Source organism: Entomomonas asaccharolytica, from assembly GCF_016653615.1.
Taxonomy (GTDB): Bacteria; Pseudomonadota; Gammaproteobacteria; order Pseudomonadales; family Pseudomonadaceae; genus Entomomonas; species Entomomonas asaccharolytica.
Genome location: NZ_CP067393.1, coordinates 392,693 through 415,099, shown reverse-complemented (window position 1 = coordinate 415,099; position 22,407 = coordinate 392,693). Strand labels below are relative to the sequence as shown.

Sequence of the window (22,407 nt, the reverse complement as noted above, 5' to 3'; positions counted from 1 at the left end):
ATGTGGACACTTTATAAAACAACGAATCAATTTAAGAAATAAAAAGAAGGTGTACATAAAAATAGACCTTATTTTGAATATGGTAAATGTGCTTATAAATTTAGTATATTTAAAGAAGCTCCACTTAATAGACTACGCCACAAGGATTTTTGGATACCTTTTATTAAAGAACTTTGTCAAGGCAAAAATAATGAAGAGATTTTAAACACCCTTTCTAATCAACATAAACTTAAATTAGGCTTAGGAACTATTATAAACTGGCGTAAGCGTTTTATTGAACAAATGCAGATATTAGGATTAACTAATTTAGTTGCATGGTTAAAATGGCAGCGTGTTCGAAACAAAGCTGCTGAAACGCGAGAAAACAAAAAAACAAGTAACTTATAAGAAAAATAAAAATAAATTATAAGCGTTTTTATAAAGTAATTAGTTAACAAAATCAGATGATTAATACATACTATATCTGGAGCATAAGTGGTCATTATGGCGGCAATGAAACCAATAATACCAACAAAAAAAGTTAAAAACTTGCTCGTTCCATAACTAAAAGCAATAACACGGGTACGCAAAGCCACAGGCGCATAACGAATAGCCTGTTGGTCTATGGCGTTACCTGTTTGATCTAGGCTATAGGTACCTGCTTTAATGCCTTGTTCCATTTGCTTTTGTAGTGTTTGATTATAGTCATTGCGACGCAAATGGTCTGGCGAATTCTCTTGAAAAAATAAGTTAGGCACTACGGGTTTGGTATAGCCCCAAGGCAGCGGAATTTGTGCAAATTGCTTTAGCTAGTCCCTTGTTTGGGGCTTAGCTTGAGGGGGTATCACTTCGGAGTTATAGGCAGTAGTCATATAGTAGTTATTATTTATCATTTATTACCACTATCCTTAGTTTATGATGGCTAGTTATTTATTGCTACTTTGCGGCAAGCCCTGTACATGATAGCTCATTAGATCGGGGCGACCTATGGTATCTAATTGGCGGGCTTGTAAACGCATGTCACTGCAAAGTTGTTGAAAGTGTTCATCACTCATTCCCATCCAGTAGTCAGGGTCTCGACCCGTCTGTTGATCATGTTTAACAGTCATAGGATCATTTTTGCGGTAGTAATCCCATGCAGGAATATCGGGTAACGGTTGACTAATATCCATAAAGTTTTGCAAACAATCCCATGCAGCTAACGCGTTAGCTTGATCTGGCCCCAGGGGAGCAATATGGCTTAAATCAATAATCTTTTTGGGTTGGTAACGATGAATTAACGAGAGCTTATAATACATTACCCCTGAACTGGTAGGTACCATACCTAAATAAGCATCCCATTCATAAAAAGGGGCGCTAAAATCCCCTTTACGGTGATTAACAATAGTAACCATGCCTGTTCGACGGTTAAATTCCCATACGATGCCCTTTCTACCTGTAGCTAACCACCAACTAGAGGGTAGCCAGTTCTTAACTGCATAACTAATTAACCAAATTATAGGGAAAGGTAGCCAATATAGTGCAAGAAAAAAGAATAGTTCTAAAGCCGTCCAACTTCTAGCAGCTGGTAATAAAATTAAATATGTTGGAATCAAAATAGCTGGAAACCATTTAGTTAATGTTTCACCAGCAACATGGGCATATAGCCAAAAACGGGTACGAATCGCTAAAGGGGCATAACTAAATACTTCTTCGGTTAAATTGCCACCTAAATCTAAACGACTAGTAATAGCCTCACCCTTTGCCCGTAGCTGTTTTTCTTCTTGCCAATCCGCCACATTACGCCGTAACAGAGAGGGTGGCAGAATATCAAACATATTTTGTGAAGCCACTGGCTGGGTATTGCCCCATGGTAAGCGAGTGGCAGTTGATTTTTCTAACCCTAACCATTGAGTAGCCACTGGTTGATCAGGGATAGCTTGCGAGTTATAGGCAGTAGGGGCGTAATAATTACTCATGAACGTTCTTTCTCTTGCCAAAAGGGTTGACTACTATTGTTAAAATCAGGTGTATTATAGCGTGACCCATCCGTATAACGTACATTACTATTTTCGATTTTAGGCGCTGGGAAATAAAAACGTTTACCTTGATAATTAACAGCTAGTTGTACCTTGGTTTTAAACTTAGTCCAAAGTTGTTCACTAAGTGCGCCATTGCCCACTAAATGGGGGGCAGTAATAAAACGACGACCATATTGGGTATCATGGGTTTCTACCACCCTTTCTATTTTATCATCCACCCCAAAGGCTAATGCTCTGCCTACATAACGGCATTCTATTTTGTAATCCACTTTCACGCCTAATAAGCTAACCAGATGATTATTCACTCTAATATCATCAGAAACACCTACTTGACGCATCATGCCAGAACGTGTTTCATATGTGGAAACAGTGCGATGGATACGGTAAATATCGATATTAATGCCTGCAAATAAACCTATTAACCGATAATAAGCTTCAGTAGGATCCAGCAGATGAGTCATTGAGGTACCACTGGCACTAAAGGGGCCATTTTTTAGCCAACTCTCTAATTGCGTATCTTGGAATAGATAAATTAGCCCTGCAGCTATTAAACCAATAATAAGTGCTGCCCACATCATAGGGGTTAATAGTAAGAAAGTAGCACCTGCAAAATAAGGGGCAATGATAGCAAGCGCACTGGAAGCGACCATTAGCCAACGAGCAAACCGTACTAGGCTATCTTCACGCCGATTGGCAGTAGTCATTACATCATAGAGACTATTGCCTAAAGCAAATACACCTAATATAGATTGTGCAACCGCTAAACGAGAAATAGCTGAGCCTAAAGCAAAAGGGGATTTAGCGCCAAAAATCCTCGGAACATTATTAGTATCTATATTCCAAATTACTTTACGTAATCCTGTTTCATTAATATTTTGTTTAGCTAAAAAGGCTACATAATCTTCTACTGCAAAAGCTAAATCAATACCTGCTGCTAGTGCTCCTGAAACATTTCTGCCTGTTGCATCATTAAATAATGCTTCCCACGCCCTAGCAAAATTATAAACCTGAAACCCTACAATAGCCGCTTTAAAATAGCCTGTATTAGCAATACGGTAAAGGCGATGCTCCAATACTTGGCGCATATTTTGTCGTTGTTGCATAATATCTCGACTAACAATACTCATATCGTTTAGATATCGATCATAAATAGCTTTTTCTCCTGCTAATACATTACTTAGTGCCTTTTTTGCATTAATAGCTGTTTGTAATTCTGCTTGAGCCGTTGTTAATTGGCTTCGTTTAACATCTAAGTCCTCTTCAGCATGTCTAATAGCTACCCGATCTGTGCTTTGTTGTGTTTCCAACACTCTTGTTTTTGCTTCTGCCAACGCTTTTTCTGCATCTAATACCCTTAAATGTTGTTCAGAAATTCTTAGCCGTTCAACTGGATTATTAACAAGGTGTTCTTGATAAAGTCTATTTTGCTCAGCTTGTTTTAAAGCATCATTTAATCTTGCTATTTCTACTTGGTTAGCACCACTGCCTTTGCTAATTTCTGCAGCCAATTCAGCACGGATTCGTTGTTCTTCGGCTAGCGCTCGACCATATTCAGTTTGGCTAGTTCTAATTTGTTGTTGATCTGCCAGATTTTGCTGTCTTGCACGTTCTACTCTTATTCTTTCCTGCTCGATTGCTTGTCTTTGCTCATCACGATTTAAACTAGAAACAATGGGGGTACTTGTGTCACCTTCATTTAGTTCAGAGATAAGACGTTCTAATTCGCTGCCTTTACGGGCAAAAATAACACCCTCATATTCAGGCATAATATCTGCTGATACACCGCCTACAGAGGAACGAGTAGTACCTGCATTTACTCCCCCTTGTCCATCTGGCACTATTCCGCCAAGGGTTTTTAAGTCATCAAAATGTAACCCTTTTAATGGCATTCTCACTAACACACCGTCAACCATAGAGCCATCTATATAGCGTTTGAATGGCGCTATATAGGCATCTTTTAACATACCACCAAGAATATTTCGTTGGTTTTCGAATAGTAACGCACGCCATACTGGTATTGTACCTTGACCATCAAACAGACGTATTCTAGCAGCGAATGCTTGAGTAGTATTACGTGTATTTGCTGATGCTTCGCCAATTAGCTCTGATATATTTTGAATAACTAACCATTGTTTTTGTGCATAAATACTGATTTCTTGACGATAAATTTGTCGATTTAGTTCTGTTATTTGCTGTTTTTGATCATTTATTGGTCCGTCTAACTCAGCTTTTCTAGTAGTTGTTTGCTGTTCCTGTTGTTGTATATCAACTTGTTGATTAGCTACTAATTGCTGTCGACTCTGAACCTCTTGTAATTTTTGATCATAGTTTTGTTGTGCTGAGGTGTATCTGGCTAATGCAGTATTAAATTGTGGGGTGATATTATTTAACGTTTTATTTAGTGCATCAAGTTCTTTAAATGCTTTAACAAATAAACCATCAAGAATATTAGCTGCATTACTAACAGCGCCTATTAGGCCTTTTGCTACTGCAATTGTTGTATCTGTGTTGCTAGTTCCTGTTTGTCCTGCAGAAGCTTCACTGCCATAGATTAGTACAATAGTTGCTGTATCTATGGTATTTTGTTTATCCTGTGGAATATTACCACTTTCTATACACTCTGCTAGCAAATCTGGTCTAGCCCAACCTAATCCATAGTTTGGAGTGGCCGCTACTTGTTGTTTTGTATCTGCTAGATCATCTCTATTTAAAGGTGCAAATAACATTTTATGTAATGTCATTTGTGGATTTTCAATTACTGCCCTAAGAAAACTAAAATTTGCCTTAGCATCTTTGGTAGTCATGGCTATATATCTTTTACCATAATAGATACGATGGTCTGGGCTCATATAGGGGTCAATTTCTGGCGTTGGTGTCCCTAACATACCCAATGTGGTAGCTAGAAAACAATAGGCTCCTGCATAATGTTCTTTGCTATTTAAACTTAGGTGGTCTGCCCATATACTGAGCTGACAGGATGATTGAAATGAAGTCAGTAAATAGTGCATAACTTCATCGTAACGTGCCGCAATCACCGCTCTTTCAAGTACCCCACTATGATAAGCTAATTTTTTCTCACCTTCTGCATCTAATTTATTTAGTGCACTGCTATGGGGATTGTCTTTATCATTGATTTTTCTGGGAGATATTACTTGTTGTATCAGTAAAGCACTATCAAAATACTGACGTTGCGCTATATCAGCTATCATTTTACCCATTACTTCTTGACTACGACTAGCGGCTTGTACTGAATGACGTATACGATAGTGACTATCATCTACACATACACAGTATATTTTACGATCTTGGGCATCTTGTAAAGCATTAATAAAAGGTTGTGCAGATGGCGCATCCCATATTGAATTGTCTTCTTTATCATTAAATATAGCAGGATTTTCTCGTTGTATTTCACCTATTACCTTATTGATTGAACTCATAAAGTAGCTAACTGACTCTGGCTTTTCCTGTTCATTTGGATTTTCATTTGATACTGGCGAATTTGTTGTATTCGCTGTAGGAGAATTAGGTACCATTGAAGAGTTAAAAATTGACTGTGTACTAAGCAGTTTAGCTACCATTGCTTTGATTCGAGTACGTTGTTCTAGGGTATATTGTAATGCCCCCAACTCTAATGTTTTGCCATTAGGTAATTCATTACCTTCTTTGGCTTGATCTAAAAACTCTCTAGAAAAAGTTATAGCGTCTGTTAGGTAGCTATTTTGCTCGTCATAAATATATTTACTAGGAAAATCTAATAAATTTTCAAATAAATGATCCCTTCCCCGCTGTGGTGCCATCTCTGTGGCGGGAAAAGCTGTGGTTTTAATTTTTTGTATTGTAGTACGGACTCTTGGTAGATCTGCATGCCTGCTTTGTACAGCCCCTGCATAATTACCAAAACCACGCCTAACATAGGTTAGTGCTGATGCCTCTAGTAGTTCATTACCTTTGAAAAGGTCTCTAGTAACCGTTGACCATTCTTGTGCAAGGGCTACTGTTGTCTTTGGATGATTTGCACTCCCTCCTGTAATAATTAATAAATTTAGCCGTGCAGCGCTTAATTGAACCTCTGAATAAAAAAAGCTAACTTCATTTGATATATCAATATTGTTACAAACACTTTGTACCCAAATTTCTTTTAATGGAGCACCTGTTGCTTGTCGCTCATCTGCTTTTATAATAAGCTCTTCATTATCATAGTATTGCTGATTAAATAATGGTACATCTTTATAAATAGGACATAATGTTCCTTCCTCTTGCTCTATTTTTATTTCACGGTAAAAACTACCTGCTACTAAAATATAAAGGTATCCTTCACGAGCTAATACTGGAGCACCTGAGTCAGGGATACTTACTGTACTGTTATCAACATTATACAGTTGAGTACATGGCATGATAGGAACTATTTGATTAATTTGTTTATCTTCTTTCTTTAATGTTTTCACAACATCCATACTTAATCCAAAAATAATTGGAGCGCCTCCTGTATTAGTAATTTCTAAATAAGATCTTAAACCACTTTTATCTTTTAGATTTTCCCAACTCCACATATGCAAGGTACTAAGTAGTTTGCCTTTAGCATAGGTTGTAGGTGTGGGATTTACTTCTTCCAATAATTCTTTATTATCAGGATAATATATATTACCTTGATCATCCATTACAAACAGCTTTTGTTCTTCTGGGTGATCTTTACCCATTACTTGGATTATAAAACTAGGGTCATCACAAGCTATTTCTGTACAGTAACCATTAACTTTATCATTCATTGTTGTACTTCCATTTTTAATTCATTTAAGCTTTTACTATATTATTTAGTGCCTTATGCAAAATAATATTCTAAGTAAATTAATCGATGCTCTAAATTATCCGTTGGCCATTCTTCTGGCTTACTTTTAGTTGGATATTTTGCTCTGATAGCTAGATATTGCTTTAAATCAACCTCAGAATTAAAACCATCCTGTATACCTTGTTTAACCCATAAAATAACTTGGTCTATACCAGCATTATTGGTATTTTCTGTTAAGTTTTGTTGCCAATGATAGGCAAACTTTTCTTCCTGCATATCTTGCAAAGCTAGGTGTTGGTTTTTTCCTAAAATGGGCGTTGGCTGTGCTTTTTGTTGGTTAATTTGCCAATCATTAACCAATTTATTATCCCAAAACTGCCATTTATCAGATTCAAAAACTCTATTACGCCATGTAATGTTGTACCAATCAACACGACTTATAGGCCCTAACCATTGAGCTGTCTCTTGTTCACCTAAACTTGTGAAAAAATAACTGGATATGTAAGGATCATAGTAACGAAATAACCCCTTGTGCTCAGTAGTTACATAAACTACAAGTATATGCTTTAGCTGTTGTATAACCCTTTCTTTTGGAAAACTACTAGTCACTATAAGACCCGCATTCTTTTCTAAAAAAGAACGATAATTACTAGTAGCAGTGGTATCTTCAATTAATAAAGGGCTTTGCTCTTTATAATCGGCAAGCTCCGTATCTTTAAATAAATAATCTACTTGTGGCTTTTGAAATTTACCACTAAAGACTTTTTCTAATGTACCACTTTGTTGATCTAGTAATAAATATTGGGTCATGCCATTGCTCCTTGTTCCTTTTTACGACAAGGACAGTCACTTAATGGACAATCAGCAGGGGTACCACCTTGTTTCTTACCACATAACAGAACAATAGGAGTATGCTGTTGCTGAGCCTGTGTTATTTTATGGCTTACTACAGGCGCAGAAGTTACTTCAACGGCTTTATCCTGATTTAGTGGTAACAAAGGTGCAGCAGGAGTTCCTTCCATTGGTACACCATCTGTCCATTGTGGAGTAGTCATCCAAATACCCATTGGGTTTAATACTACATGTTGACCACCTGCTTTTAAGGAAAGGGAAAGACCACCATCTATAACTAGGTTCATCCCAGCCTTAAGATGAATTTCTTGGCCTGCTTCGATAGTTTGTACTGTGCCAATAGTTGTATGTTGGCTTATTCCGATGGTTGTATGATCATTGGTTAGTAGTTGGGTTTTACGATCCAGTTGGGTTAAATGATGTTCTTCACTTTCGTTTTTGGTGTATCGATTCTTTTTGATAGTTTCTGAGTGCTCATTATTAACTTGTAGATGACTGTTATTATTTACTTGTACTGTGTGATTATTTTTTGTTAGTTGATCAAAGTCTTTTTGGCTTTGCACAAAGATTTGTTCTTGGCCTGCTTTATCTTCTATTCTTAACTCATTAGAACCATTACCACCTTTGCTTGAACTGGTTTTGAATACTGATCTAGTTTTGTTAGCAGGTAGCTCATAAGGTACTTTGTTCACTCCATTATGCACTGCTCCTTTAATGAGTGGTTGGTCTGGATCTCCCTCTAAGAAGTCTACCATCACTTCCATACCTACTCTAGGGATTACTACCGTGCCATAACCATTATGCGCCCAATTGCTAGCTACTCGTATCCAATGGCTTGAGTTTTCGTCCATCGTTCCTTCTCTGTCCCAATGGAATTGAACTTTGATTCGTCCATATTCATCACAGTAGATTTCTTCACCTGGTGCGCCTGTTACAATAGCTGTTTGTGAACCTCTGATTCTGCTTTTGGGATGTCTTCTAGCAGGTCTATAGGTTATTTCTTGTGGAATGGCATTAAAGACGTTGAAGTAGCCTTGTTGTTGGTTTTGTACAGGGAATTCTAACTCTGTATCTATATCGAGGTATTTATGCAGTTGACTTGGTAGTGTAGTACTGGCTGCACTACCTGCCCCTGCAAAGGCTTCTAGTACTTGTGGCTGGTAGCCTTTGTGTCTAATTTGGGTAATTAGCCAAGGTTTTTCCGCATCCATGGTGTCTAGACTAGGATGGTCTTGGATGGTGATGTAGTAGCCACTGTGTAGTTCTGGTATGTCGCTGTAGCCTTCGCCTAGTAGATGGTCTGTTCTTAGGCGTTCTATTTCTATTTTGGCTAGTTGTTCATTTCTAGCTTTGTCCATGCCAGAGCTTGGATAGTCGTAATGTTCTAGATTTGGTTCTGTGGCTTCATTACCCTTTTGACTTTGTTGGCCTTGACTAGTACCTTCAGGGATTTTCATGTTGGTGAAGTTGTAGTCACGCCATGCCGCTGTCTGAGTTCTAGAGGCTAAGGATACGTCAAAGTATTTAAGGGCTTGGCTATCAGCTACCATGCCTGTGTCGTTCATAAATTTTACAGCTTCTGCCACACTTGGGAAGAATGGCATAGCATCGGTAAAGATCATTTTGTGGTTATTTGGCGTATGTTGAAAGTGATAAGCTATCCCTTCTTCTTGACAAAGACGCGACACAAAATGGTAGTCTGTTTCATCATATTGAACACAGAAGTCTCTAGGGGGATAGGTTTCTTTGAGTTTGAATTCAAAACCTGATTCTGAGCCTTGTTGCATACCGTGCTCTGAAAGTATGGTGGTGATAATTTCTGGTACTGTTTTGGCAAGGAATTTTCTTTGGTTGACTCGTTTCATTAGGTGGCTAAAACGAGGGGTTATGACGATGGAGAATATAGCATAGTGTTGGCTAATAGGCCCACGCTTAACTGCCTGTACTACACCATGCACTCCATTACCTGATTTGCCTTGTGGGGTAAATCCTAGAAATACTGGTTTGCTAAGGAGTTGGGTGATATCAAAACGAATATGTTTGTTGATTAAGGTTATTTCAAAGGCATAGGGTGTGGAGATGCCTTCTATTCCTGTAAAGGATAATATCTGGAGTTTGTCTAGGGCTGTTTGGGCTGTCTCTTCATTACTATTACTTAATGAAGCTTTTAATTCATTAGCTGCTGCTAATGTGGAAAATGGATCCAGTGATTTAATACCATCTGACAAGCTAGAAAACTTATCACTAATACCTGCTAATGCTTCACTAAGATCTGCTGTATTGTTTGATGATACAGTGCTTTGTGCTAAAGGGGCGTTAGATAATGTTTGAGGTGAGTTGTTAGTTGATTTTGATGTACTTGATTCATCCCAAAACAGCTGGAAATGTGTGACGTTTGATTGGGAAAACATACTGCAACTCCTTTAAACAGTAACTTCAATTAAGCCTAGTTTTGGTATTGTTCTATTGTAAATAAACATACTTAAAATAAGCTTAATTATGCTTTAAATAATATTTTTATTAGACGTTAGTATAGCTAGTATTACTTTATTACTAAATAAGCAAACCATTGTTTTATATTGATTAATACTCATTAATATATAGAAAAATACTCATGACACTTAACTAACTCTTTAATTTTTAGGTGAACTTTTCTTTAACTAATCTCACAATCTAACTATCAAATAGTGAAAATATACACTATTACTAAGAACATTAATCTTCTTTATAGACTGGTAATCTATATTAATTTCTTATAAAAAAACTTTTAGATTTCTGTTAACACTATTCAAAACTTTATTCACTAATAATATTTATTAGTTTTTTTCACTATTACTGGTTACCTATAACAGAAACCCCCCTTACAGTTAAATTAACTGCAAGAGGGTTTCTTCTGGAGTTTAGTTCTATAGAAGTACTACTCTGACAATTAAGCAGAGATAGGTGCTCTCCAATCGTCTGAACCTGAAGTACCTGCAACTTCGTGAGTCCAAATGATTTTACGATAAGTCATATACACATCTTCTAAGTGAGTGAAATGAGACATCGCAGGATCTTGACAGTTAGGCATGTATGCTTTTACGTCTACGATCACAGCATCTTCTAATTTAATTGTGAAGTAATGCTCTTGTACACCAGCTGAAGAAGTTCTGTACCATTTAATTGTACATTCGCTTAAACGCTCACCTGAAGTTAATGCATTGAAAATCAATGGAGATGATTTGTCATACACTTTAGTGATCATTAATGGTTTGTGTACGCGTTGACCAGTAGGTTGACCTGATTGCGGGTCACGTGGAATAATAATTTCATGACTAAACGCTTGAACAAGTGCTTCGTCTTCATGACCTTCTTGATAGATGTTACCTACTGAGTCTTCAGTAAATGTACCAGCTGTAATTAAACCTTGCTTAGTTCCGACTAGTGTTACATACGCGGGAGTTGGCATAGTATTCTCCTAAATTAATTAAATGAATGAAATAAAAAAGTACTTGTTTTTGAATTAAGGGTATTATCTATAAAGCAAAGCCTATGCCATCTTTTAAAAATAACATTTAGCAGAACATAATTTATTGATAAATAAAGGTAAATTTTATTTTCCAATCATTAAATAAAGAATAAAAAGTATTTTTTACTAAAACTTCCAACAAAAACAAGAAAAGTTGAGCAATTCTTTTCACATAACGTACAAAAGCTTGCACAACACATTAAACGCAATAATTTCAATAGGTTAAATATAAATCAAGACTATTTGTAGAGTTTACGTGCATCTTATTGCACAATAGTATTAAGACCAAAAAAAGAAGTTTTTAGCAGTAGATTGAAAAACTTTTTTAAGCTCTTCTGCAGTTACTGTTCTATCTTCAGGTCTAGTGGCTAAACCACAAGCTAATGCCTGCCATTGTTTTTTTGATAAGTCTTTAGGTTTAGAGGGGCTAACAGAGTATTTAGTTTTTTTATCAATATAGTAAGGATTTTTGCCTGTTAGCAATTCATAAATTATACAACATAAAGCAAATATATCTGTTTTTGTTGTTAATGAAACATCCTCTAGCAGCTCAGGCGCAGCATATTTGGGTGTCCACGCATTAAAGCGTTTTCTAGATATTTTAGGTAATTCTGCAAGTTCACCAACTAATACTTGTCCTAAACCGTAATCAAATAATATACAACCTTGATTAGTTAGCATAATATTGCTGGGCTTAAGATCACCATGAATAGTATGATGTTGATGGCCATAACACATGGCATCAATAATTTCTAATAACATGGGTTGTACTTTTTTAAAACTAACCCCTAATGGATTTTCCATCAACCATTGATCAAGTGTTAACCCCCTTAAAAATTCTAAAGTTAAAAAAGCACGCTCACTTTCAGCATCAATATCAAATTGATAAGCTCTAACAATGTGTGGATGATTTAAAGATGTCAGCAATGCATATTCGCTATAAAGTAAATAACTCGCGTCAGCAAAACCTGCAAACTCCTCTTTAAACATTTTTAAAGCAACATAAGGGTAAGGATGTTTAAAGTGTGCTGCTAACTTGTCATAGGCACGATATACAACAGCCATACCACCCACACCTAAAATACGTTCCAGTTTATACCGTCCTGCTAAAGTATCAGGCAGTGCTTTGGCTTTTATTTCATTGGTAGTTATTACTGGCTGCTTAACATCATCTTTGCTAATGATAGGATTTTCACTAATAGATAAAGAGCCTGTTATTTCTTCATCAGCAGCTTTATTTGCTGACTCAATCAGTAAAATTGGCTGATCGTTAGCCATTGATGTTAATTCACTTTTCTCGCTCATGGAACTACTATAATAGCGGTTAAATTATCTTTTGCTTCTGTAGCTAATACGTCGTGAAATAGTTGCTCAATGGCCAAATGAGGTGATGCTTTACTCATCGCTTGATAGAGTTGATCATAACTAACATACTGATAAATTCCATCTGAACAAAGCAAAAATCTATCACCAGCCGCAATTTCCATTTCTACTATTCCTAGACTTAGTTCTTCATCAGCACCAACAGCTCTCGTTAATGCAAAGCTACCTTTTTGCTGTTGTGCTTCCTGCATAGAAAGTTGTTGCTCATCCATTAGCTCTTGCCAAACAGCATGATCTTTTGTGACTTGATAGATATTACCTTTTCTAAATAAATAACAACGACTGTCCCCAGCCCAAATACAGGCCATTCGATAATCTTCTATCAATAAAGCAACAACCGTTGTACCCATTATAGGTGGTAGTTGCCCTTTAACAACGGTTTTATCCTGCTGAGTAAGCTGCTTATTAACGTACCTTAAGCAACGGGTTATTTGTTTAACACGCTCATCAAAATCCTGACTCAACTCGAGATCTGCTAGTGCCTCAACCACCATGCGACTAGCTATCTCACCGTTATCATGTCCTCCCATACCATCAGCAACTACCCAGATTTTTCGATCTGGGTAGTTGATAAAAGCATCTTCATTTTTTTCTCTTACTTTGCCTTGATCTGTCCTTGCTGCACTTCGTAGTAACATTCCTATAAATTATCCCTTAGAGCAAATGCACGATATATTTTTACATCAAATGGATTAGGTGAACGTTGTGTTGATAACAAGTAGTTAGCATATTTACCATCTACGTTAGTTTTTAAGATCATCACATCACGTCCAGAGGCATAAGAGATTTCCATCTGATCAATAAATCTAAACAGTGACCATGCACCAGGTTCTGTTTGGTATAAAGTACGATTACCAGATAAATCTTCAAATTTCTCAGACACTATACTGGTATCTGCATTCTCCGTTGGCCAAGTAAAGCGATTAGATAAAATAGGACCATGACGATACTCTATTTTTTGATCTCCAATTTGTAAAATAACTCGACTTAATGTTACCTCTAAGAAATGCGGCTCAAGTTTAAAACTTACTGTTGGATGTTCTGGATTTTCGCTAAATAAGCCAGCCTGTATCACGCGAACAACTCTAAATTGAGCTAATGAGGCACTACTAATAGGTAAACCACGACCATCAATCGTTTTCACTTGATAGTAACTACCATTTGTTGATACAAAAGGCTTTAAATTACTTTCATAGAAACTGTCCATGATGCCGCCTACTTTAAAGAAGCGAACAAAATCAGACATAGCTACATCTGTATTAGCTTTCCCATTAAATGGATAGCGACCTCTAATAGAGCTGTTGTAATAGGTATACACATTAGCCTTATAAGCTTGATTAATGTAGTTATAAGAACTTGCCAAAATGATACGCCAGTTATCATCAGCTATTTGGGTATACCACTTATCAAACGGCGCAGGTAAACGCTTAACAGCATTTTGTACAGCTGATAAAGCATCTTGTTGCCCTTCCATTCGATCTTTTGCCCATGCTAGCGCAGCTTGCTCAGGAGCGCTATCTCTAGAAAGCATTGATATTTTTTGGTTGAGCTCATTCAGCGCTTGCGAAGCAGCGGCATAGTCTGAACTAGGAGAACCATCATCTAATAGTAACCGATGATAAGGTGTAAACATTTGCACCATCCGCTTCTTACCTTGTTCAGGCACAGCTGCTGCTGCTAATTTCTTCGCTCCATCTATACCAGCATTAACCCCTTTAATAGCTGCTTTTTTAGTGGCCTGTTTAGCCATTTGTTTGGCAGAACTATTGGTATTAATGTCACCCGTTTTATCAGCAATAACATCCTTATCATCTTCATCAGGCTCAGGAATAATACCTGGTAATTTGGTATGCTCCTTAATTTCACCTAACAATAATAAGAACGGACTATTAGCAGCAGTTAAACCTGTTAGCTGTGAATCACTTTCTGGGAAAGAGTTAACATTAGCTACTTTTAAACCACCAATTGTATTACTCCATTGATCTGTATAATCAATAAAATATAACTGTTCTACTTGTACCAATATTTTTTGCAGTTCAGCAGGTGATAAAGTATCAGCACTACCTAAGACCCAATTATCCCTTAATGTCTTGGTAATAAAATCCAGTGCTTTCTTAGATAAGAAATATTGATTATAACCAGACTTAGTAAAGAAGCCTGCTATCTTTTTATCAGCGCCTTTAATCAAATAGCCTTGAGAACCTAGATGCTGCGATAACACATAATCAGGTAATATTTTTGCATCTTGCTTCATTGCGTTATAAACAAGATTAGCTAAAGGTTCATTACTTAGAATACGTCTAGCTTGTGCAACGAGTTCATCATTAAGTGGATAAATAAAATCTAGCGCTAATAGCCTATCAAAATGACCCTCTAAGTCATCTTGTAGCTCTGTATTATTAGGATAGATATTCGCCCAATAGTCACTCATTGTTGCTGCTAAATATTCTCTATCACGATGCTGCTCATAATTTAACATGAGATACGCACGTAAACTATTTAACAGTTTATCTCTATTGGTAAAATTTGATCTAATCTGCGTTTCCAATTGACGAGCTACCGCAGGCAACATTTGTTTTAATAACTCATCATTATATGTTGCTAAAACAGCAGGTGTTGTTTTTTCACCTTGATAAAGCCCTAGTTGATGACTGATTGATAAATCTTTATCACTAGGAAATACTTTATAAGCTTTATAACTGGTATTTAATACAGACTCTAACTGCGCTAAATCACCTTTTGGAATTAATTCAGCATGTTGTTTAGTTAACATCACACCTAGCTCATTAGTTTCCTTTAAATAATTATTATTAGCTGAAAAACTATATCCCCAAAGTAACCCAATGCCAGCCAAAGTAGCTACAGAACCAATATATAAACTTCTTTGTTTCCAACTAAGACGTTTTCTTTCTGTTTCATCCAGCGTCGCTAACTCTGACTCTGGGAAAATAACTGAAGTAAACAATTGATAAAGGAAACGAGGTTTGCCTTGACGATAAACAGGTAATGCTTTACTAGAAAGCCCTAAATTTCTACCAATTCTAACCGTATGCTCATCAAGATGTTCTATCACATGAGGAACACTCATGAAATAAAAACCGCGTAAATGACTAGCCTCTTGATAACGATTGCCTGTAGTGGCCAATTCAATAAATAAACATAGCTGTTCAGCAATCAAATTAAATTGATAAGGAAAATCTAATATTTTGCCACGACGCTGAATATCACGCTCTTGATGTAAATTATTAACAACTTGTTTATTCAAACGCTCCAATAATCTTTCAAATTCAAAACGAGTTAGATCAGCACTAACTACTTTTTGGTCTTTAGTGAAAGTTACCCCTAATACTTGAGCACTTTCCTCTTGCGAAATATTATCAAAGAACTCATTAAAGCCAATGATATGATCAGCTTTACTAAACAAAATATAAACAGGGCATTCTGTACCTAAACGCTGCTGTATATCATGTAACCTTGCACGTGTTTGGCGAGCAATACGTTCTAAATGAACTTCATCATGACTTAGCAAATCATCAATGGGTACATTCACTAACACACCATTCAGCGGTCTACTTCTTTTACGACGGCGTAATAAATTGAGGAGTGTCAACCAACCTGCACTATCAACTTCACTATTTTCTTGTGAAAAATAGCGACCAGAAGTATCTACTACTACACCATTCTCAGCAAAATACCATTCACAATAACGTGTACCTTCAATATTTTTAGTGAGACGTTGTTCAATTTGATTAAGTGGAAAATTTAATCCAGAGAAATCTAATATACTAGTTTTACCACTAGACTCAGGACCTATTAATAAATACCAAGGTAAATCATGTTTCCATCCCTGACTTCTACCTTTATAAATACTCGACTTCTTAAGCGTTTGCATCGCCTTTTTATATAAAGAAGTTACTGCTTGACGTTCTTCATATATTTTTTCTTCAACAATTAACTTCTCTTGAACTTGATCAGAAGTGAGCTTTTTCTTTTGTTTAGCCGTTTCTCGCCAATTTAGGAAAACTAATAGCAGTCCCCATAATAGGAAAATAATACAAATAGTCACTAAACGAGATGTGCTTGACTCCCATGGCTTTGACTCTCCAAAACCAAAATAGGGGAATAAGAACCATACAAGTAATGCTAAAAATAGTGCAATACACAGTGTCCAAACCCATCTCTTTTTGAAAAATACAGCTAATTTTCTAAAAAATCTTTTCATCGAAAGGTCCCTTATCACTGTGTGTTATTTTTAGTTTCTGAAGTTAACGTAGTATCTAGCGTATGGTAAGGTTCTAATGCTTGCTTACGCTCTTGATTTAACACAAAAGCAAAACCAGAATACATAATAACTAAACAAATAATAGTAAAGATAACCACCATCCACCAAGGTACAATTTTAATCAAACCTCTACGGTATGGTTGTAGCCCTTGCCACTGTGGAGACAAAGCCTTTGGCACATCACCACGTAGTTGCTTAATTTGACGGTACAAGCTATCTCTTATAGCTTCAAGTTCCAGAGTACCACGGTTCATTACTCGATACTTACCTTCAAAACCTAAAGATAAACAAACATAAATTAACTCAATTAATGGTAAATATTTAACAGGGTTACGTGTAATACGATCTAATAACTGGAAAACTTTTTCACCACCAAAGGTTTCGTTATGGAAGGAGGCAAGTAAACTATATTTTGCCCAAGCACTTTCCACCCCCCAACTAGTACAAACAACCGCTTCATCTAATATGGTACACATTACATAACGCGCACTCATTACTTGGCTATTTTCCACACCACTTTGTAACGCTACACGTTCAAAACGTTTAATCGCTTCAATATAATTATGCTGTAATGATTCTAAATCTTCAGGTGGCGCATTATTACGTAACCGTACTACTTCAGAAAGAATATGAGCACCTGCTGAAATAAGAGGATTTAACCCTACAATATTTTCATCAACAGGGCGCAATCTTGCTGCAAACACCATTTTGTCATCAAGTGAGGCATAGTTTGGTGCATCAGAAATATCAGTTAATAATGGTACTGAACTGGTATTGCTGTCATTAAATCTGCTACTAATGACCGTTTTATCATCTCTTTCCATATACTTTCTTCTCTGATTTAGTTACGAATTGCCCAGAATTTAAGCTCAAGATTGTCAAAACTACCTGACACATGGAAAGCAAAACCACCTGAACTTTCAAACTGTGCAAGATCATCAGAACTTAGCTCTAAAGCAAAATAAATTTTTCCTGAATGGAAAGGTATCTGTCTAGGCGCTACAGGTAATGACTTCACCTTCACACCTGGTAAATGCAAATTCACTAACTGACGAATACGTTCCACAGGGCCGCACTTCAAGTATGCAGGTAAATTTTTACGTAAATATTCAGGATCACAAGAAGCGCTTGCCGCCAAGATAAATTTCGAATTACTCAACATAGTATGATCGTGTAATGGTGATACTTGAATACCATAAGCACGTTGCTGTAATAACAACTCAATAGCATGTTGTTCAAGAACCATTGACAATACTTGACGAAGCCTTTCCATTAACCTTCTATAACATAATCCTTGATCACTATGCATATAGTAGTAATCAACACTAGGACGCTTACTTTCACTCGCATAGGTAGCCAATTCACCATATAAATAAAGCAACTCTTTATAGACATCTTCTGGGTGTGCTTTATCTGCTCTTAAATAATGGCGTAATAATGGTTCAACCCGATTAATTAATTGCAACATTAACAAATCGCCCACCTCAGCACTTTGTGTTTTACCACTGGCTTTAATTCGTTCTGCTAAACGATCACCACGATGAACCAACATACTGATCACCTCTTTTAGAGATGACAATAAAACTGAAGAGGCATGTAAATTTAAATAAGTAGGTACATACTCACTATCTAACACAATAGTTTTATCTGAACTACAGTCTAAAATATGGCAAATTTTCAAGCAGACAAAGGCACTGTTGTTTTCTTCATCACCTAAAATTAATCTAAAATCAGGCTGACAACAGTTAATAGTAATAATATTAGAATCCGCTGTATTTGAATCAACCACTTCCACTTCACGCATAACATAACGTGCTAATACATCAGTCTGTGCAGCTTCTCTAGTCTCGATGTGATTGTCTGTGGTTAAGGGTAATGCCAAATAAACAGGTTTATTATTGGTATTAGTAGGAATATCTAAAGTTAATGGCTCTAACTCCTGCCTAATATCAAAAAATGAACCATCAGGTAATACCCCCTTTGCTTCATTGACAACGATCTTGCCCATATTTAAATACTGTGGATCAATCTGCAAAGAAATAAATCCCCAAGTATTACTGGATAATAACTGAGTGCGCACCGCTAATTGATGATTATAATACCTGTCACTGTGTTGAAAGTGCTGAGGTCTTAACAACATCCCTTCTCGCCAAACTACTTTTTGGATACTCATAATAATAATGCCTGCCTCAATTATCTTTCATTCATTGGCAATGTTTCGTTAACCTTATAGGCTCTAGGATCTGTATTTTGATAAATACCATCACTAGTTAACACTACATTCACATAAAGCTTTTCTTTGGGTACAGTTTTCACCACATAACGCCAAGTAGCTGTTGATAAATCACGGTATGCCGCAATAATACCTACATATTGGCTTGTTTCTGCTATACGATAACGTAGATGTATTTTTTGTCTCGGTGTTAATTCCATTTCCTCTACAGCAACTAGATCATCACCCAATACATTTTTTGCGTCATTATATAGGCTAAAAAAATCAGCATTGGTAAAGTTAACTGCATTTTTTAACTCAAAAATGCGTACTACGACTGGTGATGGTCTGCCTCTTAAATCAGGGTTAAGATAATCACTACCATTCAAGCGAATATTAACTTTAGTAATATCTGAATAAGGATTCATCCAAGAACAACCAGACAATAAAACTGCCATCAACAATAAGCTCATTATTCTCAATCTTGCCATCTGTATTACTCCTTAATCATCATTCAATGAAGCTAATAAACGTACTTGTTCTTCGTAATAAGTGGTGAAGTCTTTACTAAATAAACGATCACTCCACTCTGCATCTTGCTGCAACAAGTTATGATAACGACAATAGGTTCGCCATTTCCAAGCACTGCCTTTGATTACTCCCTTATCACCACGTTGCTCAAAAGCTAAAATTAATTGTGCAGGTGAAAACTGATGAATAACAGTACGTACAGCACCACGACAAGCAGCTAATAAAGCCACCTGATGTGCTTGCAAATCTCTGAAAGCACGATTAATGGCTTGCTCAGGGGTTAATTGATTAGGATTATGCTTTTTCAATAAATCATTAATAGCACTTTCTGCATCAACGGTATAACGTAATGGGTTATTACCTGTTGCTTGTACGGTAGTAATAGGCAAGCGTAACTCATTTTTCAAATCAGAACGTGTCCGCAAACTTTGTTGAATACCTGCAATGCACTGTTTAAATAATTTAGCCGTATGAATAGCTAATTGTTCTCTTTCAGTCTCATCTAATTTTGCTATATCAATCCCTAACTCTGCTGCAAATTTATCCCAAAAATCACTGGAAAAATTAGTCGGAGTAGCTGGCGGTGGAACATATGCAGGAGTCGGTACAGATTTTACTGGCTCAGGCATTTTATCCTCTACTAATTGAGGGATTTCTAAACTCTCAATATCCACTCTTGCATAATCCTTACGCTGTTCTCCATCTTGCTGATCATTAGCCTTCATAAAGTCTGCCAACTCATCCATATCTACATATTGGAATGGCTGTTGTTCAATCGCTTTAATTGGATCCAAATCTAAGAAAGCATCATCAGGAATAATACTACCTGCCTCTACGGGTTTCCCCACAACATTCTCAAATACTTCAGGATCATAAACTAAACGAGCACGGATATCATAGTCCCCCATAGAGAACACAGCGCCATGCTCAATAAGAAATGGTTCACCTGCAGGCAATTTTGAACCCGTATTTTTTAGAATAGTGCCATTACTACTGGTATCCGTAATATAAAACTGATTATTTTTTGTAGAAATTAATGCGTGATGACCTGACACATAACGTTTTGGATCAGCAATAATCCAATCACAATCAGGTGCACGACCAATCACCCCACCTGCACTTTTAAACTCTTTGCTCACTACAGTGTTATCAGCAAACTGCTGATCACTGACAATCTCTAAAATAAGTTCCACAATAATTACCTTTATTTTGTTTTGTTATCAATGACTATAGGTGGCTGACCGATAGGTCGATATCTATCATCACTCGTTTTATAATTACCAGCACAACCACTGATAAAAACACCTAATAACAACAACATGATTAATTTATTAATAGTAACCATTGGATCTATTACCCTCTTATTAAACCAAAAACTCTTCTTTTGATATATTAAATTTCTGCAATTTATATATCAGCGTACGCCTAGAAATTCCTAACTGTTTAGCTGTTTTAGTCTGATTTCCTTGATTACTTCGTAAGCTTTTTAGTAAATGCTCACGCTCATAATTAGCAACACTGTCTTTAAAATTATTATCCTGATCATTTCGCTGTTTATTAACATCCAATTGTAAATATTGCTCTTCTAATAGCTCATCATCAGCTAATAAAATAGCTCTTTCTAATAATCCTTTTAACTCACGAATATTTCCTGGAAAAGAATAACTTAATAATTTATCCATAAAATCTTGAGTGACAACGCTTCTCTTTCGATCTAAAAACTGACAGGTTTTATTTATAAAAAAATCAACTAATTCAACAATATCATCATCCCTATCTCTTAATGGGGGTAACTCTATTGGAAACTTAGCTAAACGATAATAAAGGTCTTCTCTAAAATTTCCCTTACTGATTTCATCTAATAAATGACGATGAGTCGCAGCAATGATACGTACATTTACTTTATACGTTTTACTACTTCCCAATGGTCTTACTTCACTTTCTTGCAATACTCTTAATAATTTAGCCTGCAACACTAGCGGCATATCCCCTATTTCATCTAAAAATAAGGTACCACCATCTGCTTCTCTAAATAGACCTAAATAATCTTTATCTGCGCCAGTAAAAGCCCCTTTACAATAACCAAACAACTCACTTTCCAACAAGGCTTCTGGCATAGAAGCACAATTCTGTACAATAAAAGGTTTACTCTTTCTCGAACTGTATTGATGAATAGCTTTCGCTACAAGCTCTTTCCCTGTTCCTGTTTCACCTGTTATTAACACAGTATAAGGTGTATGCAGCACTTTACTAATCAATGAATAAACTTTTTTCATTGCTTGGCTACTACCCACTAAACCATAGTGGTTATTAGTTATTGCACTTTCCTTCTCAACTTTTAGAGGCTGTTGTTGTTTAACCTGCAATGTTATTAGTCGATTATACTGAATTAACATTAACCGACAAAAAGATTCTAAAGATGCCAGCTTATCATGCCAATCTATAACCTTATAACCTGCACAAACTAGCAAGCCATATATATGCTGTTGCTTATTCAGTAATGGTATTACTAATAAACTGCGCCAACTTTTTACTGTGCTGGGTGGTAAAAAATTATGTTCTAAAAGCAGAGTATTTAGATCCTCTGTAATAATCGACTTATTCTGAGTTAAGCAATAGTGAAGTAATACATCATTGTAATAATCACAGGCAATATCTTGTTTTAATAGCAGCTTACCTACAAAGGATTGCCCGTAAAGATTTAATTTAGTTTTACTTTGATCTAACAAATATAGCTGTGCTAATTCTGCTGATGTTAATGTAGTAGCCACAGCAAGTACACAAGCAATTAAATCTTGTGTACTTTCTGCCTCAATTAATGAGCAATAAAATTTAGCAGCTACATTATCCATA

15 protein-coding genes are annotated in these 22,407 nt (G+C 36.3%); all 15 read right to left on the bottom strand.

The window, feature by feature from the left end; translation table 11 throughout:
• Positions 1-218: 218 nt before the first annotated feature.
• Positions 219-737, bottom strand: a complete 519-nt coding sequence (locus JHT90_RS01870) for a hypothetical protein (protein WP_201093424.1) — start codon at positions 735-737, stop codon at positions 219-221.
• Between the two features lie 168 nt (positions 738-905).
• The gene (locus tag JHT90_RS01865; RefSeq protein ID WP_201093422.1) at positions 906-1,937 is read right to left on the bottom strand and encodes a hypothetical protein; all 1,032 of its coding nucleotides are present in this window, start codon (positions 1,935-1,937) and stop codon (positions 906-908) included.
• Entirely contained in the window at positions 1,934-6,766 is a 4,833-nt protein-coding gene (locus JHT90_RS01860) for a hypothetical protein (protein WP_201093420.1), read from the bottom strand. The genes JHT90_RS01865 and JHT90_RS01860 overlap by 4 nt, the downstream gene beginning before the upstream one ends.
• A gap of 53 nt (positions 6,767-6,819) precedes the next feature.
• Positions 6,820-7,596 (bottom strand): DUF4123 domain-containing protein, encoded by a 777-nt coding sequence (locus tag JHT90_RS01855; protein ID WP_201093419.1) that lies wholly within the window; start codon positions 7,594-7,596, stop codon positions 6,820-6,822.
• The gene (gene tssI / locus JHT90_RS01850; RefSeq protein ID WP_201093418.1) at positions 7,593-10,049 is read right to left on the bottom strand and encodes a type VI secretion system tip protein TssI/VgrG; all 2,457 of its coding nucleotides are present in this window, start codon (positions 10,047-10,049) and stop codon (positions 7,593-7,595) included. Before tssI ends, JHT90_RS01855 begins: the two co-directional genes overlap by 4 nt.
• 518 nt (positions 10,050-10,567) lie before the next feature.
• Positions 10,568-11,086 (bottom strand): Hcp family type VI secretion system effector, encoded by a 519-nt coding sequence (locus JHT90_RS01845; protein WP_201093417.1) that lies wholly within the window; start codon positions 11,084-11,086, stop codon positions 10,568-10,570.
• Positions 11,087-11,425: 339 nt separating this feature from the next.
• Positions 11,426-12,451 (bottom strand): serine/threonine protein kinase, encoded by a 1,026-nt coding sequence (locus JHT90_RS01840; RefSeq protein ID WP_201093416.1) that lies wholly within the window; start codon positions 12,449-12,451, stop codon positions 11,426-11,428.
• Positions 12,448-13,167 (bottom strand): PP2C family protein-serine/threonine phosphatase, encoded by a 720-nt coding sequence (locus tag JHT90_RS01835; RefSeq protein WP_201093415.1) that lies wholly within the window; start codon positions 13,165-13,167, stop codon positions 12,448-12,450. The genes JHT90_RS01840 and JHT90_RS01835 overlap by 4 nt, the downstream gene beginning before the upstream one ends.
• 2 nt (positions 13,168-13,169) lie before the next feature.
• On the bottom strand, positions 13,170-16,751 hold the full coding sequence (tssM, locus tag JHT90_RS01830) for a type VI secretion system membrane subunit TssM (protein WP_201093414.1): 3,582 nt from the start codon (positions 16,749-16,751) through the stop codon (positions 13,170-13,172).
• Positions 16,752-16,765: 14 nt separating this feature from the next.
• Positions 16,766-17,635, bottom strand: coding sequence for a type IVB secretion system protein IcmH/DotU (gene icmH, locus JHT90_RS01825; RefSeq protein ID WP_201093407.1), 870 nt, complete (start codon positions 17,633-17,635; stop codon positions 16,766-16,768).
• A 17-nt stretch (positions 17,636-17,652) separates the two neighbouring features.
• Complete coding sequence (tssK, locus tag JHT90_RS01820) at positions 17,653-18,984, bottom strand: type VI secretion system baseplate subunit TssK (RefSeq protein ID WP_201093400.1); 1,332 nt, start codon at positions 18,982-18,984, stop codon at positions 17,653-17,655.
• A gap of 20 nt (positions 18,985-19,004) precedes the next feature.
• Entirely contained in the window at positions 19,005-19,514 is a 510-nt protein-coding gene (tssJ, locus tag JHT90_RS01815; protein ID WP_201093394.1) for a type VI secretion system lipoprotein TssJ, read from the bottom strand.
• A 12-nt stretch (positions 19,515-19,526) separates the two neighbouring features.
• Positions 19,527-20,747, bottom strand: coding sequence for a type VI secretion system-associated FHA domain protein TagH (tagH, locus tag JHT90_RS01810; protein WP_201093392.1), 1,221 nt, complete (start codon positions 20,745-20,747; stop codon positions 19,527-19,529).
• Positions 20,748-20,758: 11 nt separating this feature from the next.
• Entirely contained in the window at positions 20,759-20,899 is a 141-nt protein-coding gene (locus JHT90_RS01805) for a hypothetical protein (protein WP_201093390.1), read from the bottom strand.
• Between the two features lie 19 nt (positions 20,900-20,918).
• Entirely contained in the window at positions 20,919-22,406 is a 1,488-nt protein-coding gene (locus JHT90_RS01800; protein ID WP_201093388.1) for a sigma-54 interaction domain-containing protein, read from the bottom strand.
• Between the last annotated feature and the right edge of the window lies 1 nt (position 22,407).

Excerpts from the sequence above, each read along its gene's own strand:
- tssK (WP_201093400.1), bottom strand. The coding sequence starts at position 18,984 with ATGAGTATCCAAAAAGTAGTTTGGCGAGAAGGGATGTTGTTAAGACCT.
- icmH (WP_201093407.1), bottom strand. The coding sequence starts at position 17,635 with ATGGAAAGAGATGATAAAACGGTCATTAGTAGCAGATTTAATGACAGC.
- JHT90_RS01845 (WP_201093417.1), bottom strand. The coding sequence starts at position 11,086 with ATGCCAACTCCCGCGTATGTAACACTAGTCGGAACTAAGCAAGGTTTA.
- JHT90_RS01860 (WP_201093420.1), bottom strand. The coding sequence starts at position 6,766 with ATGAATGATAAAGTTAATGGTTACTGTACAGAAATAGCTTGTGATGAC.
- tssI (WP_201093418.1), bottom strand. The coding sequence starts at position 10,049 with ATGTTTTCCCAATCAAACGTCACACATTTCCAGCTGTTTTGGGATGAA.
- JHT90_RS01800 (WP_201093388.1), bottom strand. The coding sequence starts at position 22,406 with ATGGATAATGTAGCTGCTAAATTTTATTGCTCATTAATTGAGGCAGAA.
- JHT90_RS01835 (WP_201093415.1), bottom strand. The coding sequence starts at position 13,167 with ATGTTACTACGAAGTGCAGCAAGGACAGATCAAGGCAAAGTAAGAGAA.
- JHT90_RS01840 (WP_201093416.1), bottom strand. The coding sequence starts at position 12,451 with ATGAGCGAGAAAAGTGAATTAACATCAATGGCTAACGATCAGCCAATT.
- JHT90_RS01855 (WP_201093419.1), bottom strand. The coding sequence starts at position 7,596 with ATGACCCAATATTTATTACTAGATCAACAAAGTGGTACATTAGAAAAA.
- JHT90_RS01805 (WP_201093390.1), bottom strand. The coding sequence starts at position 20,899 with ATGGTTACTATTAATAAATTAATCATGTTGTTGTTATTAGGTGTTTTT.
- tssJ (WP_201093394.1), bottom strand. The coding sequence starts at position 19,514 with ATGGCAAGATTGAGAATAATGAGCTTATTGTTGATGGCAGTTTTATTG.
- JHT90_RS01865 (WP_201093422.1), bottom strand. The coding sequence starts at position 1,937 with ATGAGTAATTATTACGCCCCTACTGCCTATAACTCGCAAGCTATCCCT.
- tssM (WP_201093414.1), bottom strand. The coding sequence starts at position 16,751 with ATGAAAAGATTTTTTAGAAAATTAGCTGTATTTTTCAAAAAGAGATGG.